This window comes from Geodermatophilus sp. URMC 63 (assembly GCF_053502565.1).
Map to the genome: position 1 here is coordinate 4282524 of NZ_CP199956.1, position 13899 is coordinate 4296422.

At 73.3% G+C, this 13899-nt stretch carries 13 protein-coding genes; 5 read left to right on the forward strand and 8 right to left on the reverse strand.

Annotation, left to right across the window (positions count from 1 at the left end; genetic code table 11):
• Positions 1 to 7: 7 nt before the first annotated feature.
• Positions 8 to 1042 carry a cytochrome d ubiquinol oxidase subunit II gene (gene cydB / locus ACWIZO_RS20875; protein ID WP_448639540.1) on the reverse strand — a complete coding sequence of 345 codons (1035 nt, stop codon included), beginning with the start codon at positions 1040 to 1042 and terminating at the stop codon, positions 8 to 10.
• Between the two features lie 2 nt (positions 1043 to 1044).
• Positions 1045 to 2469, reverse strand: a complete 1425-nt coding sequence (locus ACWIZO_RS20880; RefSeq protein WP_448639541.1) for a cytochrome ubiquinol oxidase subunit I — start codon at positions 2467 to 2469, stop codon at positions 1045 to 1047.
• Between the two features lie 168 nt (positions 2470 to 2637).
• Between ACWIZO_RS20880 and ACWIZO_RS20885 the strand changes: the two genes are divergently transcribed.
• The 3 genes from ACWIZO_RS20885 (at position 2638) to ACWIZO_RS20895 (ending at position 4654) form a co-directional block, all read left to right on the forward strand.
• On the forward strand, positions 2638 to 3063 hold the full coding sequence (locus ACWIZO_RS20885; RefSeq protein WP_448639542.1) for a hypothetical protein: 426 nt from the start codon (positions 2638 to 2640) through the stop codon (positions 3061 to 3063).
• A gap of 153 nt (positions 3064 to 3216) precedes the next feature.
• Positions 3217 to 4185 (forward strand): NADPH:quinone oxidoreductase family protein, encoded by a 969-nt coding sequence (locus ACWIZO_RS20890; RefSeq protein ID WP_448639543.1) that lies wholly within the window; start codon positions 3217 to 3219, stop codon positions 4183 to 4185.
• A 19-nt stretch (positions 4186 to 4204) separates the two neighbouring features.
• Positions 4205 to 4654 (forward strand): MaoC/PaaZ C-terminal domain-containing protein, encoded by a 450-nt coding sequence (locus ACWIZO_RS20895; protein ID WP_448639544.1) that lies wholly within the window; start codon positions 4205 to 4207, stop codon positions 4652 to 4654.
• A 61-nt stretch (positions 4655 to 4715) separates the two neighbouring features.
• Here ACWIZO_RS20895 and ACWIZO_RS20900 read toward each other — a convergent pair whose 3' ends face one another.
• From ACWIZO_RS20900 to ACWIZO_RS20920, 5 genes are read right to left on the reverse strand one after another with little or no spacing between them, the layout of a single operon-like run.
• Positions 4716 to 5951 carry an ABC transporter substrate-binding protein gene (locus ACWIZO_RS20900; RefSeq protein ID WP_448639545.1) on the reverse strand — a complete coding sequence of 412 codons (1236 nt, stop codon included), beginning with the start codon at positions 5949 to 5951 and terminating at the stop codon, positions 4716 to 4718.
• 8 nt (positions 5952 to 5959) lie between these two features.
• Positions 5960 to 7198: a branched-chain amino acid ABC transporter permease gene (locus tag ACWIZO_RS20905; RefSeq protein ID WP_448639546.1), complete on the reverse strand. Its 1239-nt coding sequence runs from the start codon at positions 7196 to 7198 to the stop codon at positions 5960 to 5962.
• Positions 7191 to 8081 carry a branched-chain amino acid ABC transporter permease gene (locus ACWIZO_RS20910; RefSeq protein ID WP_446760669.1) on the reverse strand — a complete coding sequence of 297 codons (891 nt, stop codon included), beginning with the start codon at positions 8079 to 8081 and terminating at the stop codon, positions 7191 to 7193. Before ACWIZO_RS20910 ends, ACWIZO_RS20905 begins: the two co-directional genes overlap by 8 nt.
• The gene (locus ACWIZO_RS20915; RefSeq protein WP_448639547.1) at positions 8078 to 8944 is read right to left on the reverse strand and encodes an ABC transporter ATP-binding protein; all 867 of its coding nucleotides are present in this window, start codon (positions 8942 to 8944) and stop codon (positions 8078 to 8080) included. Before ACWIZO_RS20915 ends, ACWIZO_RS20910 begins: the two co-directional genes overlap by 4 nt.
• Entirely contained in the window at positions 8941 to 9729 is a 789-nt protein-coding gene (locus ACWIZO_RS20920; RefSeq protein ID WP_448639548.1) for an ABC transporter ATP-binding protein, read from the reverse strand. The genes ACWIZO_RS20915 and ACWIZO_RS20920 overlap by 4 nt, the downstream gene beginning before the upstream one ends.
• Positions 9730 to 10065: 336 nt before the next feature.
• On the opposite strand from ACWIZO_RS20920, the gene ACWIZO_RS20925 reads away from it, so the two are divergent.
• Positions 10066 to 11655 carry an acyl-CoA synthetase gene (locus ACWIZO_RS20925; protein ID WP_448639549.1) on the forward strand — a complete coding sequence of 530 codons (1590 nt, stop codon included), beginning with the start codon at positions 10066 to 10068 and terminating at the stop codon, positions 11653 to 11655.
• 129 nt (positions 11656 to 11784) lie between these two features.
• Entirely contained in the window at positions 11785 to 13029 is a 1245-nt protein-coding gene (phaZ, locus tag ACWIZO_RS20930; RefSeq protein WP_448639550.1) for a polyhydroxyalkanoate depolymerase, read from the forward strand.
• A gap of 86 nt (positions 13030 to 13115) precedes the next feature.
• On the opposite strand, the gene ACWIZO_RS20935 is transcribed toward phaZ, so the two are convergent.
• Entirely contained in the window at positions 13116 to 13877 is a 762-nt protein-coding gene (locus tag ACWIZO_RS20935) for an SDR family NAD(P)-dependent oxidoreductase (protein ID WP_448639551.1), read from the reverse strand.
• Positions 13878 to 13899 lie beyond the last annotated feature (22 nt).

Consider the following 13899-nt stretch of genomic DNA (forward strand, 5'->3'; position numbering starts at 1 on the left):
GTGCCCCTCAGTAGCCGTGGGTGAGGGCGCCCTCGTCGGGGCGGACCCGCTCCCGGAAGACGTAGTAGTTCCAGATCTGGTAGCCGATGATCAGCGGCAGGAAGATCCCGCCGACCCAGGTCATCAGCACCAGGGTGTAGTGCTGGCTGGCCGACTCCTCCAGCGTCAGGCCGAAGTCCGGGTCGATGGTCGAGGGCAGCACCTCGCCGCGGGTGAACAGCGCGATGAACACCGTGACCGTGGCGAACAGGACGGTCAGGCCGCTCATCGTGAAGGCCAGCGTGTCCCGGCGGCGCGACAGCGCCAGCCAGATGGTGGCCAGCGTCAGGAAGGCCGCGACCGGGAAGAGCCAGGAGGCGAACCCGAAGTCCTCGAAGAGGTCCTCGGTCACGTAGCCCATGACGACGAACGCCACGATCGCCACCGTCGCCAGCGCCCCCCACCGCAGCGCCGCCGTCCGCGCGCGGTTGTAGAGGACGGTGTCCCGGTGCAGGCGCAGCAGCAGGAAGTTCGCGCCGTGCAGCGTGAACAGCAGCAGCGTCGAGAGGCCGCCGACCACGGAGAACGGGGTGAACATCTCGGCGAAGCCGCCCTGCACGCGGCCCTCCCGGCCCACCGGCAGCCCCTCGATGATCTTGGCCATGATGACGCCCCACAGGAACGAGGGGACGACGCTGCCGGCGAAGGACATCCAGTCCCAGAAGTCGCGCCACCGCTTGCTGTCGACCTGGTTGCGGTACTCGAAGGAGACCCCGCGCAGCAGCAGGGCCAGCAGGATCAGCACGAACAGCGGGTACATGCCGCTGAACACCGCGCCGTACCAGACGGGGAACGTGGAGAACATCAGCCCGGCGGCGGCGATGACCCACACCTCGTTGCCGTCCCAGAACGGCCCGATCGTGCCGGTGAGCGCCCGCTCCTCGGCCTCCGTCCGGGCCAGCGTGGGCCGCAGGACGTCGACGCCGAAGTCGAAGCCCTCCAGGAAGAAGTAGAGGGTGAAGGTGAACGCGATCAACCAGAACCAGAGCGTGACGAGGTCCACCGTCAGTTCCTCCTCTCGTACCCCTGGTGCCCGACGCTCTCGTAGTCCGGGGCCGGCGCGGCCACCAACTGCGCCTCCGGCTTGCGGTGGATGCCGGCCCGGGCGGTGACGCTGAGCAGGTAGATGTCCAGGCCGATGAGCGCGAGGTACACCGCCCACAGGCCGATCAGGCCGGCGAGCACCTCGCCGGGGCTGTTGGCGCTGACGCCCTCGGTGGTGGTGAGCTCGCCGTAGACCATGAAGGGCTGGCGACCCATCTCGGTGACCATCCAGCCGGTGAAGTTGGCGATCCAGGGCAGCGGGATGAACAGCACCAGCGCCCGCAGGTACCAGCGGGTGGTGTCCAGCCCCTGCCGTCGCCGCCACCAGAGGAACAGCCCGAGGAACGCCGTGGCCAGCAGCAGCGACCCGATGGCGACCATGATCCGGAACGACCAGTACACCCAGGTGACCGGCGGGATGTAGTCCCCCTCGCCGTAGGCCTCCTGGTACTGCTCGTTGAGCGGGATGAGTCCCTCGTAGCGGCCCTCGAGGCTGTTGTAGGCCAGCACCGACCCGACGATGGGGATCTCGATGTTGAAGGAGTTCTCCTGCTTGTCCTCGTCGATGAAGGCGATCAGCGACCAGGGCGCCGGTGAGTCCGACGTCTCCCACTGCGCCTCCATCGCGGCGAACTTCATCGGCTGGTCCTCGCGGGCGACCTGGGCCTCGGTGTGGCCGCTGACGATGGAGAAGACGGTGCCGATGGCGGCGAAGACGAGCCCGACGCGCAGCGACCGGGCGTAGACGTCGGTGTCCTGCCGGCGCAGCAGGTGGAAGGCGCTGATGCCGAGGACGAAGAACCCGGCGACCACCCAGGCGCTGCCCTGCACGTGGGCGAAGTACAGCCAGGCCTTGTAGTTGAAGACCACGGCGGCGAAGTCGGTGAGCCGGGCCTGCCCGTCGACCACCTCGTACCCGACGGGGTGGTGCATCCAGGCGTTGGCCAGCACGATCCAGAAGGCGCTGATCTGCGTGCCGATCGCGACCAGCCAGATGCTGCCCAGCCGCATCCAGGGCCGCAGCCGGTCCTTGCCGAACCACCACAGCCCGATGAAGGTGCTCTCGAGGAAGAACGCCATGAGCACCTCGAGAGCCAGCGGGACGCCGAAGATGTTGCCGACGAAGTCGGAGTACTCGCTCCAGTTCATCCCGAACTGGAACTCCTGCACGATCCCGGTGACGACGCCCACGGCGAAGTTGATGAGGAACAGGTGACCGAAGAAGTTGGTCATCTTCCCGTAGACCTCGCGCCGGTCGGCGCGGACGTGGGCGATCGTCTCCATCACCGCGATGAGGAACGCCAGGCCGACGGTCAGCGAGACGAAGAAGAAGTGGAAGATGCTCGTCGACGCGAACTGGAACCGCGAGAGCTCGACGACGTCCAAGGGCGGGCCTCGTTCCGTGTGACCGGGCGCCCGGTGGGGTCACGGGGCTGGTACGGGGAGGCGGACGTCCGGGAGGCCAGCGTGGCACGCGCCGGACCGGGGGGCACCGCGAACGTGCTGGCAGACCGGGCCGTTCCACTCGGGCCCCGGACTGCCGATGAGACGGGCATGCGCTCCAGCCACGTCGCCACCCACGTCGCCACCGCCCTCGCTGCCTTCACCGCCGGCGTGACCGCCTCGGCGGCCCTGCGCCGGGTCGCCGCCCGTCGCGGCGCGCCGGCCGTCACCGCACCGGCCGTCACCGCACCGACTGTCACCGCACCGACCGTCACCGCACCGACCGTCACCGCCGTCCCCGGTCCCGGCGCCGTGGCGGTCCCGGACCGCGACGCCGTCGTCCTCCCCTTCACCCGGCCGGCCCCCGCCGCGCGCCCGGCGCCGGCCGCCCCGGCTGCCCCGGCTGCCGCGCGCCCGGAGCAGCCGGCCGCGCCGGCCCGGTGCGGGGACAGCGGCGGCCGGACCCGGGCCGGTGCGCCCTGCGCGGCACGTCCCTCCTCCGGTGGCCGCTGCCACCACCACCCGCTGGCCGCCTGACCCTCCGGGCGCGGCGGGGCCGGACCGGCCGGGGCCGCGGGGTGTGCACACGCCGCGGCCCGGCGGGCCGACGACCGCGACCCGTGCACACGCCGCCGTCCCGTCAGGGGCCCAGAGCGCGCCGACCGGCTCCGGAGGCGGCATGGTGGTCCCGTGCGCGCCGCGGTGGTCACCGCCCTGACCGGCCCGGACGCCGTCGAGGTCCGGGACGTGCCGGAGCCCGAGCCGGCCCCGGGCCAGGTGCTCGTCGACGTCCACGCCGCCGGGGTCGTCTTCCCGGACGTGCTGCAGACCCGCGGGCAGTACCAGCTGCGGCCGCCGCTGCCGTTCGTCCCGGGCTGGGAGGTCAGCGGCGTCGTCCGCGCGGACGCCGGCGGCTTCCGGACCGGTGACCGCGTGGCGGCGCTGCCCACCCTCGGCGGCTTCGCCGAGACCGTCGCCGTCGACGCCGCCATGGTCTTCCCGCTGCCGGGCACGGTGTCCCTCGACGCCGCGGCAGCGGTGCCCCTCAACCACCTGACGATGCACCTCGCGTTCTCCCGCCGCGCCCGGCTGCAGCGGGGCGAGACCGTCCTGGTGCACGGCGCCGCCGGGGGCCTGGGCGGCGCCGCCTGCCGGCTCGCCGCGGTCGCCGGGGCGCGGGTGGTGGCGGTGGTGTCCAGGCCCGCGCGCGGCGCGGTCGCGCGGGCCTGCGGCGCGCACGAGGTGGTGCCGGCCGACGGCTTCCTCGAGGAGGTCCGCCGGCTGACCGGCGGCCGGGGCGTGGACGTCGTCGTCGACCCCGTCGGCGGGGACCGCGCCCCCGACTCGCTGCGCGCGCTGGCCCCCGAGGGCCGGCTGCTCGTGCTCGGCTTCACCGGCGGCGCGATCCCCACGGTCGGGGTGGACCGGTTGCTCTCGTCCAACACCACCGTGGTCGGGGCGGCCTCGGCGGAGTTCTGGCGGGCCGAGCCCGACCTCCCCCGGCAGCACTGGCGCGAGCTGCTGCCGCTGCTGGAGTCCGGGGTGGTCGACCCGCCGATCGGGGCGGTGCACCCCCTGGAGGAGACCGCCCGGGCGATCCGGGATCTGGACGAGCGGCGCGCGGTCGGGCGGGTGCTCGTCCGCGTCCGGGAGCCGTGACCCGAGGGAGGTGGCGCGGGTGACCCACTGGTTCGAGGACTTCTCCGCCGGGCAGGTGTTCCTCAGCCAGGCGCGCACGGTGACCGAGACCGACGTGGTGACCTTCGCCGGCTGGAGCTGGGACACCAACCCCGTGCACACCGACGCCGTCTCCGCCGCCTCCGGCCGCTACGGCGAGCGGATCGCGCACGGCGTCCTCGGGCTGTCGGTGGCGCTGGGGCTGACCTCCCGGATCGGGGTGTTCGAGGGCTGCTCGATCGCGCTGCTGGGCATCGACGACTGGCGGTTCCGACGGCCGCTGCGGATCGGCGACACCGTGCGGTGCCGGGTCGAGGTCCTCGACACCCGGCTCACCAGCCGGGGCGACGCCGGCATCCTCCGGCGGCGCCTCGCCCTGCTCGACCAGGACGACGCGGTGCTGCAGGACGGCGAGATCGGGCTGATGGTCGCCCTCCGCCCGGCCCGCTGAGCCGGCCCGGACACGCGACCGGCGCCCCCTCCCGGGTGGGGCGGGGGCGCCGGTCGGTGGATCAGCCGGCCAGGTCGCTCGCCAGCTCGCCCTCGAAGGCCTCCTGGACGACCTCGGCGCCGCCGGGGACGTCGGCCGGCCGCAGGACGATGCTCTGCGTGCTCGGCGACACCCCGCTCTCGAACCCGTTGATCGGCACCAGCAACCCGCCGGTGTCGACGTCGGAGAGGTCGTTGAAGGCGTTGAGCACGCCCTCGCGGGTCAGGTCTCCGTCGTCGCAGGCCGAGTCGAGCACCTGCTTCATGACGTCACCCATGGCGTACCCGAAGATCGCGCCCAGGCTCGGCGTCGTGTTCGGGTAGGCCGCCTGGTACTCCTGCAGCAGGTCGGGCTGGGAGTCCCACGAGGTGATCGGCGAGGACACGTACAGGTGGTCCTTGAGCCACTGCGCCGAGGGGCCCTGCAGCAGGCCCGGCGCGAACACCGGGTTGTTGCCCAGGATCGGCACGTCGAGGCCCTGGGCCTGGGCCACCGCGGCCACCGAGGCGGTCTGCGCCGGGGCGACGGTCAGGACGATCGCCTTGACGCCCTCGGCGGCGAACTGGGTGACCTGGGCGGACATGTCCTGGTCGCTGGACTTGATCTGCGCCTCGACCACCTCCAGGCCGCGGGCCTCGGCCACCGCGCGGGTGCCGGCGAGGCCGTTCTCGCCGTACTCGCCCTCGAAGTAGATGTGCCCGACCTTGTCGCCGTCCTTGAGCAGGCCCTGGTCGAACAGGTACTGGTAGCCGTTGGCGATCTCGACGTCGTAGGTGGCGCCCAGGACGCCGGTGCCCGGGATCTCGGTGAGCGTGCGGGCCCAGGCCGACGGGAAGTTGACGATCTGGTCGCTCTCGTAGTCCGCGGCCAGCGCGGTGTTGATCGGCGAGCCGATCGTCTGCTGCATGGCGAGGATGTTGGGCTCCATGCCGGAGTACAGCTGCACACCGGTCTGCGGCGCGTAGGTCGTGTCCTGGACGTCGAGCTCGACGTCGTAGGTGTCGCAGACCTGGTTGTCCTGCCAGTACAGCGTGTTGCCGTTGGTGATGTCGGTGCCCAGCGCCGCGAAGACGCCGGTCAGGTCGGTGAGCACACCGAGCCGGATGGTGGTGCCCTCGACGCCGACGTCGGTGGCGACGTCCCCCTCGCCACCTCCCCCGCCGCCGCTGCTGCCGCCGCTGTCCGGTGCCTTGGTGCTGCAGCCGCTGACCGCGACGACGACCGCAGCGGCCAGGACGGTGGCCCCCCGTAGACGCATTCCTGCTCTCATGTGGTGCTGCTCCCTTGCGCTGGTGGATCGGACGGGTCGGGGACGGTGGTGCTCGGTCCCGAGGCCGCGGAGGCGCTCGGGGATCCGCGGCCGGGTCTGCGACCCCGGCGGCGGAAGCGGTTGGCGAACCCGGCCAGGCCGCCGGGCTCGAAGAGGACGACGAGGACGATCGCCAGGCCGAAGAGGTAGCGGGCGGCGATGCCGGCGTTGATGCCGCCCTCGCCGGGGGCGCTGACCAGCGGCAGCACGTCGGCGAACTGCTGTAACACCAGCGGCAGGGCGGTGACGAAGGCCGCGCCGAGCGCCGCGCCGGCGACCGAGCCCAGCCCGCCCAGCACGATCATCGCCAGGTAGAGGATCGACACGGTCAGGCCGAAGGACTCCGGCGCGATGCTGCCGATCGACAGCGCGTACATCACGCCGGCGAGCCCGGCGTACATCGAGCTGACGAGGAACACCCGGGCCTTGTAGGCCTGCACGTTGACGCCCATGACCGAGGCGGCCACCTCGCTGTCGCGCAGGGTCTGCAGCGCCCGGCCCGGCCGGCTGCGCAGCAGGTTGCGGGCGAAGAGGTAGGCGGCCAGGGCCAGGACGAGGCCGAGGTACCAGAGCCGCTCGGCCTCCCGGAAGGGGACGCCGAGGACGTAGAGCTGCGGGTCGTCGTTGCCGAAGCTGAACCCGAACAGCGAGAACTCCGGCACCGAGCGGCCGTTGAAGCCACCGGTGACCGGCGTCCAGGTGTTGAGCACGTGCACGCCGATGAACACCAGGCCCAGCGAGGCGACGCCGAGGTAGATGCCGCGCAGCCGGGCCGCGATCGGGCTGAACAGCAGACCGGCCAGGCCGGCGAGCAGGACGCCGACGACCATGCCGACGACCGGCGGCAGCTCGAGCCCGCGCAGCGCCGCCCGCGTGCCCAGGCCGCCGGACTCACCGGAGACGTACGTGTAGCTGACCGCTCCGACCGCGAGGAAGAACGCGTGCGCCAGCGACAGCTGCCCGGTGGTGCCGACCAGCAGGTTCAGGCCGATCGCGCCCACGATCGCCCCGGCGACGGCGAAGCCAGTGCGCAGCCAGAACTCCTCGACGTAGAGCGGGAGGACCAGCAGCACGACCAGGAGCGCGAGGAGCAGCAGCGGCCGCAGGAACCACAGCGGCGAGCGCCGCGGCCGGGACGCCGCGGCCGCGGCCGGGGCGCGGGAGGCGCCGGCCGGCGCGGAGAGGGTCTCAGACACGGGTCAGCTCCTTGGTCCCGAACAGGCCGGACGGGCGGACCAGCAGCACGATGATCATCACGACGTAGGGGGCGACCTCGCCGAAACCGCGGCCCAGGAAGGACAGCTGGTCCTGGTAGCCGGCCGCGAGCGCCTCGGTGATGCCGATGAGCAGCCCGCCCACCAGGGCGCCGCCGGTGGAGTCCAGCCCGCCGAGGATCGCGGCGGGGAAGGCGCGCAGCGCGACGGTGTAGGCCGCCGCGCTCACCCCGGGGGTGGGGGCGCCGACGAGGAACAGCGCGGCGACGGCGGCGAGGACGCCGGCGACCACCCAGGCCAGCGCGGAGACCCGGCCCTGGCGGATGCCCATGAGCGCCGCGGCCTCGCCGTCCTCGGCCGACGCGCGCATGGCCACGCCCCAGCTGGAGTACTTGAAGGCGGCGAAGAACGCGACGATGAGCACCGCGGCGACGCCCATCGCGATCAGCCGGTTCTCGCTGATGCCGATGCCGCCGATGCGCACCGACTCGCCGCCCCACGGGTGCGGCACGTTGAGGATGTCCGGGCCGATCCGCCGGATGAGCTCGGTGAGCAGGATGATGTCGACGCCGATGGTGACGATGGCCAGGCTGATCACCGGGGCGCCGCGGAGCCGGTTGATGATGAACCGCTCGACGAGGAACGCGGCGAGCGCCGTGACGAGGATGCCGGCCAGCACCGCGGGGAGGAAGCCGAGGCTGTCCGACGTCCGGGCGATGGTGTAGGCGCCGAGCAGCAGCAGCGAGCCGTGGGTGAAGCTGACGACCTCGCTGGCCTTGAAGATGATCACGAAGCCGAGCGCGATGAGCGCGTAGATGGCGCCCAGCGAGATGCCGTTGAGCAGCAGGGACAGGAACTGGGTCACGACGGGCTCCCCGTGGCCTCGGTGGGATGGGCGGCGACCGCGTCGGCGGGAGTGTCCTCGATGCCCGAGCCGAGGTAGGCGCGGATGACCTCGGGGTCGGACTGGACCTCCGCCGGGGTGCCGTCGGCGATGCGGCGGCCGAAGTCCAGGACGGTCACCCGGTCGGCCAGGGACATCACCATCCCCATGTCGTGCTCGACGAGGATGACCGAGATGCCCAGGCCGGCGCGGATCTCCCGGATCGCGTCGGCCATCCGGACGGTCTCCTGGGCGTTCATGCCGGCCACCGGCTCGTCGAGCAGCAGCAGCCGCGGCTCGATGCACAGCGCCCGGGCCACCTCGACCCGTTTCTGGTCGCCGTAGGAGAGCACGCCCACGGGGGTGTGCATCTTGTCGCCGAGGTCGAGGAACTCCGCGATCTCCCGGATCCGCGCGCCGTGCACCTTCCCCTCCCGGGTGGCCCGGGGCAGCCGCAGCCCGGAGGACAGGAAGCCGGCCCTGGTGAGGTGGTGGCGACCGAGCATGAGGTTCTCGGCGACGGTCTGCGCGCCGGACAGCGCGATGTTCTGGAAGGCGCGGGCCACCCCGACGCCGGCGATCTGGAACGGCCGCATGGCGCTCAGGCGCGCCTCGCCGAAGCGCACCTCCCCCTCGGTGGCCCGGTAGACGCCGGAGAGGACGTTGAACAGCGTCGACTTGCCGGCGCCGTTGGGGCCGATGACGGCGTGGATCGAGCCCGGCGCCACGGTGAACGAGACGTCGTTGAGCGCCCTGATCGCGCCGAAGGCGACGCTGACGTGCTCGACCTCGACCGGCGGGACGTCGGACCGGACCCCGCCGTCGGCCACCTGCGGGCCGCTCACGCCGACCACCGCGACAGCGTGCGGCGCGGCGCCTGGCCGGTCCGCTGCTCGGGTGCGGCGCCGGTGTGCCCGAGGTAGAGCCGCTGCACCTCGTCGGTGCGGGCCAGCTCCCGGGCGTCGCCGGACAGCGACACCCGGCCGACGTCGAGGACGTAGGCGCGGTCGGCGACGCCGAGGGCCATGGTGGCGTTCTGCTCGACGAGCAGCACCGAGGTGCCCTGGCGGTTGATCTCGGCGACCACCTCGCCGATCTGGCCGATGACGCGCGGCGCCAGGCCGAGGGAGGGCTCGTCGAGCAGCAGCAGCCGCGGGCTGGCCATCAGGGCGCGGCCGATGGCGAGCATCTGCTGCTCGCCGCCCGACAGGAGCCCGGCCCGCTGGGAGGCCCGCTCGCGCAGCACCGGGAAGAGGTCGTGCACGCGGGCGACGGCCGCGGCCTTGGCCGACCGGTCGCGGTTGCCCATCCCGCCGGCGCGCAGGTTCTCCTCGACCGTGAGCCGGCCGAAGACGCGCCGCCCCTCGGGTACCTGGACGACGCCGGCCCGCACGATCTGGCCGGGGTCGCGGCGGGTGAGGTCGAGATCGCCGAAGCGCACCGTGCCGGCGTCGACGCGGCCGCGGTGCAGGCGCAGCGTCCCGGACACGGTGCGCAGCAGGGTGCTCTTGCCGGCGCCGTTGCTGCCGAGGACGGCGACCACGGCACCGTCGGGCACCTCCATGGACACGCCGCGGACGGCCTCGACCGCACCGCCGTAGGTGACCTGCAGCGAGTCGACGGTCAGCACGGGCTGACCTGGGGTGACGGGGACCACATGCGGCGGAACGATAAGCGGCTGGTCAGCCACGGGTGGGTGAGGACGCGGAACCGTGATCTGCCGGTGATACGGACCCGGACCGTCCGCCATCCCGCGGCGGCGGGTGTCGCGACCGTGGCGCGGAGTGCGCGGCCGTGCTGCCGGCGCGCGGGACCCGCGCGTCCGGGCACCAGCGCGGTCGTGGTCGCTCCGCCGAACGGGGGAACGGAGCTCCCGGGCGGGCCGGAGGTCCCACTAGCTTGTGCCCCGGGTCACGCGGGAGCGTCCCGGTGCGACCGCAGCGGGCCACAGGAGGAAGGGACGACCGTGTTCGACGAGGACCTGACCGCCACGATCGCCCGGTCCCGCCGGCACGCCCTGGGCGACCTGCTGCGCCGCTCGGCGGCCCGCACCCCGGGGAAGACGGCCCTGCGCTACCGCGAGCGGTCCCACACCTACGCCGAGCTGGACGCGGTCGTCGACCGCACGGCGAACGCGCTGACCGCGCGGGGCGTGGCCCGGGGCGACCGGGTGGCGCTGCTCTCGCACAACGACGACGGCTACGTGGCGCTCACCTTCGCCCTGGCGCGGCTGGGCGCGATCGCCGTCCCGGTCAACTTCATGCTGCAGGCCGGCGAGGTGGCCTACATCCTCGAGCACTCCGGGGCGACCGGCGTGGTCGTGGAGTCCGCGCTGCTGCCGGTGGCCCGGGAGGCGCTGGAGCTGTCCGGGCGGGACCGGGACGTGCGGGTGCGCGGCGTGCTCGGCAGCGGCGGGTCGGTGCCGGAGGGCTGGGAGCCGGTCGAGACGTGGACGGCGCACGCCGACGCCACGCCACCGGACGTGCCGGTCGCCGACGACGACGTCCTGCAGCTGATGTACACCAGCGGCACCGAGTCGCGGCCCAAGGGCGTGATGATGACCAGCCGCAGCCTCGTCACCCAGTACGTGAGCTGCATCGTCGACGGCCGCTACGGCGCCGACGACGTCGCCCTGCACGCGCTGCCGCTGTTCCACGTCGCCGCGCAGCACTGCTTCCTCAACCCGAACCTCTACCTCGGCGGCACCAACGTCGTCCTCGACGGGCCCGACCCGGCCACGGTGCTGGAGACGATCGAGCGCGAGGGGATCACCAGCCTGTTCTGCCCGCCGACGGTGTGGATCGGGCTGCTGCGCTCCCCCGACTTCGACCGGCGGGACCTGTCCTCGCTGGCCAAGGGCTACTACGGCGCGTCGATCATGCCCGTCGCCGTCGTCGAGGAGCTGCGCCGCCGGCTGCCGGGGATGGCGCTGTTCAACTTCTACGGGCAGACGGAGATGTCCGCGCTCGCCCTGGTCCTCCCCCCGGAGGACCAGCTGCGCAAGCCGGGATCGGCCGGCACGGCCTGCATCAACGCCGAGACCCGCGTCGTCGACGACCTCGACCGGCCGGTGGGCCCCGGCGTCGAGGGCGAGATCGTGCACCGCAGCCCGCACGCCACCGCCGGCTACTGGAACGACCCGGAGAAGACCGCGGAGGCCTTCCGGGGCGGCTGGTTCCACAGCGGCGACCTCGGCGTCGCGGACGAGGACGGCTACATCACCGTCGTCGACCGCAAGAAGGACGTGATCAAGACCGGCGGCGAGAACGTGGCCAGCCGCGAGGTCGAGGAGGTCCTCTACAGCCACCCCGCGGTGGCCGAGACCGCCGTCTTCAGCATCCCCCACGAGCGCTGGATCGAGGCCGTGGCCGCGGTGGTGGTGCCGCGGGACGGGCAGACGGTGGACACCGCGGAGCTGATCGCCTTCTGCCGCGAGCGGCTGGCCGGGTTCAAGACGCCGCGCTACGTCGCCGTCGCCGACGCCCTGCCCAAGAACGCCAGCGGCAAGATCCTCAAGCGGGAGCTGCGGACGACGTACGCCGGTCTCGCCGGGTGATCCGCCCGGGCCTCCCCGCCGGCGCGCCGCGCCGACGAGGGGTCTGCGCAGGCCGGGTGCGGAACCGTCGGTTACCGTCGGGTAGGTGTGGCGCGGGCCACACGCCCGCGCGATCGAGGGGACCGACCTGTGCTCTACACCGCCTACGAGTGGCAGCAGCGGCTGACCGCTCCGGCCCGGACGTCGTCAGCGCTGACCGTGCGGGCCCTGGAGGCACTGCCGACCCCGCTGGCCGGGCTGCCCGGTCCCCGCCGGCTGCGGGCCGCCTGCCGGATCGTGGCCGAGGCCCGGCCCACCCACGTCCGCCCCGACTGGGGCATCGACGCGGTGGAGGTCGACGGCCGGCCGGCCGAGGTGGTCGTGGGGTCGGCGCTGTCGACGCCGTTCGCCGACGTCCTGCACTTCGCCAAGCCCGGGGTCACCGGCCAGCCGCAGGTACTGGTGGTGGGGCCGATCTCCGGGCACTTCACCACGCTGCTACGGCCCACCGTGCGCACGCTGCTGGCCGACCACGACGTGTACGTCGTCGACTGGCACAACGCCCGCGACGTCCCGGTATCGGCGGGCCGGTTCGGGCTCGACGAGTACGTCGACCACGTCCTGCAGGCGCTGCGGCTGCTGGGCCGCGACACGCACGTCATGGCCGTGTGCCAGCCGGCGCCGCTGGTGCTGGCCGCGGTCGCCGTGCTGGCCGCCGCCGACGATCCCGCCCAGCCCCGCAGCGTCACGCTGATGGCCGGGCCCATCGACACCCGGGTCAACCCCAACCGGGTCAACCTCAACGCCGGCCGGCACTCGCTGTCGCGCTTCGAGCGGCTGCTCACCACCACGGTCCCGGCCCGCCACGCCGGCGCCGGCCGCCGCGTCTACCCCGGGGTCACCCAGCTGACGGCGTTCATGTCGATGAACCCGCGCCGGCACGTGGGCGCCCACCTGCGGATGTACCGGGCGATGGTCGCCGGCGACGAGGCCGCGGCCGCGACCACGCGCGCCTTCTACGACGAGTACGGCGCGGTGATGGACGTGCCGGCCGAGTTCTACCTCGAGACGCTGCAGCGCGTGTTCATGGAGCACGACCTGCCCCGCGGCGTCTTCACCTGGCGCGGCCAGCGGGTGGACCCGGCGGCCATCACCGACACCGCCCTGCTCACCGTCGAGGGTGCCCAGGACGACATGTGCTCGCCGGGGCAGACCGAGGCGGCGCACGGGCTGTGCACCGGGATCCCCCCGGAGCGCCACCGGCACCACCTGCAGGAGGGCGCCGGCCACTACGGCGTCTTCGCCGGGAAGCGCTGGGAGGCCGAGATCTACCCGGTCTTCCGCGCCTTCGTCGCCGAGCAGGAGCGCGCCCGGACGGCCACCGCGGCCCGCTGAGGCAGCAGGACGCGACAGGGGGTCGTGCCCGGGTCCCCCCGGGCACGACCCCCTGTCGCGTCGCGTCGGCCGCCGGTGGATGGCCGTCAGTGGATGTGCGAGCCGCCGTTGACGTCGTAGGTGGCCCCGGTGACGTAGCCGGTCTCCTCGCGGCACAGGAAGGTGATCAGGTCGGCGACGTCGGCGACCCGGCCGTTGCGGCCGACGGGGATGCCTGCGACCAGCTGGGTCTTGCGCTCGCCCTCCAGCGCGCCGCCGGTGATGTCGGTGTCGATCAGCCCGGGCGCGACGGCGTTGACCGTCACGCCGTGCGGGCCGAGCTCGCGGGCCAGGGCCCGGGTGAAGCCGAGCTGGCCGGCCTTGGCGGCGGAGTAGGCCACCCCGCCGAAGACGCCGCCGCCGCGCTCGGCCGAGACCGAGGAGAGGAAGACGATCCGGCCGAAGCCGCGCTCGGCCATGCCGGGCGCCAGGCGGCGGGTCACGTTGAACGCGCCGCGGATGTTGACCGCGAAGATGCGGTCCCACTCCTCGCCGCTGACCTCGAGGAACGGCGTGGGCGAGGTGATGCCGGCGTTGTTGACCAGGGCACCGACGGGGGGCAGGGCGCCGGCGAGGACGCCGAGGGCGGCGTCCACGGAGGCCTCGTCGGTGACGTCGCAGCCGATGCCGACGGCCTGGACGCCGTTGCGGTCGGCCACCTCGTGGGCGGCGTCCTTGGCGCTGGCCTCGTCGAGGTCCAGGACGGCGACGTTCCAGCCGGCGACGGCCAGGGTGTGGGCGGTGGCGCGGCCGATGCCGCGCTTGGAGCCGGCGCCGGTGACGACGGCGGTCTTGTCGGAGACGGACACGGTGTCCTCCAGAGTGGGTCGA

What these genes read in the sequence shown, in the direction of transcription:
- ACWIZO_RS20885 (WP_448639542.1), top strand. Translation starts at nt 2,638, where the DNA reads ATGCGCTCCAGCCACGTCGCCACCCACGTCGCCACCGCCCTCGCTGCC.
- ACWIZO_RS20900 (WP_448639545.1), bottom strand. Translation starts at nt 5,951, where the DNA reads ATGCGTCTACGGGGGGCCACCGTCCTGGCCGCTGCGGTCGTCGTCGCG.